Raw genomic sequence first — 1,834 nt, 5'->3', positions numbered from 1 at the left:
CCACAAGGCCAGTACAAGGATTATCCCCTATGTAATGACATGGGACGGAGTGGTAACAAAGTACCACAGAAGATACATCAAGGACCTTGGAATCCAACCAGCCCTCGAAGCCTACATCCAGTCAGTGGTGCTGAAGAAGACCTTAGAGTCTATCTCTCTAGATCACAGAAGAGGATATGGAATGAAGGAAGTTAATGAGGATGAGACAGAGGTGGCAGTAGAGATACTAGCAGGAACTATGGAAGCTGATGATCTTGGAAGAGATAATAAGTGCATGCAAGAGAGCGCATGTAGAGTAGTCGAGGAGGCATCAGAAGACAAGACAAAAGATGCTATATCAACGAGAACAGCTGGTATACCAAAATCTGGGGATGAATCACTCGTCAAGTAGAAGTAAGTACCAAAAACTAGCCCAATAAATTTGTTTTACTTTGTTAAACCTAATATTCCCTCCTCCAAACTGTTAGTCTCACTAGAATTGATAAACCCATTACCTTAAGTCTCCTTATGATCATAGTGTCTCTTTTTTTATCATCTTTCCCGTTACTAGTCTTAACGATATATGATGTGTTATTATCACAAATAGCTACCACATTACCTTATCCAATAAATCTTCCTTTGTTAGTTTTAGCACTTTTTTCTAAATTATCTCGTCTTGATATTCTAACTAGATGTCTTGGTCCAACCGTCTCTCTAAATCATTTCTTGAAATTCCTAGTATACTCACCAACTTCATCATTTTCTATGGTAACTTTCTCAAACTTTTCTTTCCAAGCTTCCATTGGTGTGCACTAAATCGCCGTATGTAACGAACTGTTATTTCCATAAATTTCTTTCTCAATCTTCTCATCAACATAACCTTCTACTTGTTTAGCTTAAGCCTCTCTGATTGTTATGATACTCCTTTCAATTCTTCCATTACTACGATGTGCCTTCAATCCTACTTTTCAGTGCTTGATGTCATTTTCAGGGCCCCATAACTCAAACTTACTGCTTACAAACTCCTTACCGTTATCTGGGACGTATTCCTCTGGGAAAACATCTTCACTTTTTTCATTTCTGTAACTTTTATACAACAGCCTTTGTCTCCCTCGACCTTGCACCACACAGTCTCCTATTAAAATAGTCATTCCCACAAGTACATATCTATTTTCTCCACCGATGTCCATCGAATCTAAAGCAACTTTTTTTGTCTTTTTCTCTTCACTACGATATCAAATCTCCTGTAGTCTTACTATTGTTAATATTACATATCTCACACTCTTTAAACAACCTTTTCATATGTCCTTTATTCTTGGCAAGTATTTTTTCTGCTTTATATTATAGTAAGTGCCTTTGACATACATCTATGGTTCAATTCCTCGTGTACATGTTTAATTTCAACCTCTCTTTTATCCGAATCCAAGATCTTCTTCCTTTTACCTAAATAAAACTCACAGTAATTTTTTTCTTTATCTTGTGTCTGTCTTTTAATCAGCTCTTTCTTTTCCTGTTCTTTTTCTTTCTGCTGTTCGGATATCTCTACTGATTCATACCACTTCCTTAGATCATCCACATCTGTACATACTCTGAACATCTTTTTATTGTCAGAAATCTTCAAATTCTGCATCTTTCTTAATCCCTGTTTTAAATCTTAAAAGCTCTCTCTATATCCTCACTACAGTTCCACTTTATATACTTCTTAAGAGCCTCAGTGAGTCTTGCTGTTCTGACTGCGTAATTTGTGTTAAAATCTCTGAACCACCCGTTCAATCACAAAAATCTTCTCAATTTCTTCACGTTCTCTGACCGCCTATACTCTAATGTTTCTTGTTTTTTTAACACATTTGTTTTA

General features: G+C 36.4%; 3 protein-coding genes. 1 reads left to right on the top strand and 2 read right to left on the bottom strand.

Going from position 1 to position 1,834, the window contains the following annotated elements; translation table 11 throughout:
• A partial coding sequence (locus tag ACRC28_RS15405; protein ID WP_438544327.1) for a hypothetical protein occupies window positions 1-391 on the top strand: 391 nt, incomplete at its 5' end.
• 556 nt (window positions 392-947) lie between these two features.
• Here the strand turns inward: ACRC28_RS15405 and ACRC28_RS15400 are convergent.
• Window positions 948-1,169 carry a hypothetical protein gene (locus tag ACRC28_RS15400; RefSeq protein ID WP_438544326.1) on the bottom strand — a complete coding sequence of 74 codons (222 nt, stop codon included), beginning with the start codon at window positions 1,167-1,169 and terminating at the stop codon, window positions 948-950.
• A 146-nt stretch (window positions 1,170-1,315) separates the two neighbouring features.
• Window positions 1,316-1,609 carry a hypothetical protein gene (locus tag ACRC28_RS15395; protein WP_438544325.1) on the bottom strand — a complete coding sequence of 98 codons (294 nt, stop codon included), beginning with the start codon at window positions 1,607-1,609 and terminating at the stop codon, window positions 1,316-1,318.
• Between the last annotated feature and the right edge of the window lie 225 nt (window positions 1,610-1,834).

Origin of the sequence: Clostridium sp. (assembly GCF_051650885.1) — a bacterium.
Lineage (GTDB): Bacteria > Bacillota > Clostridia > Clostridiales > Clostridiaceae > Clostridium.
The sequence above is the reverse complement of the archived record's forward strand: the minus strand, read 5'-3'. Positions and strand labels throughout refer to the sequence as shown.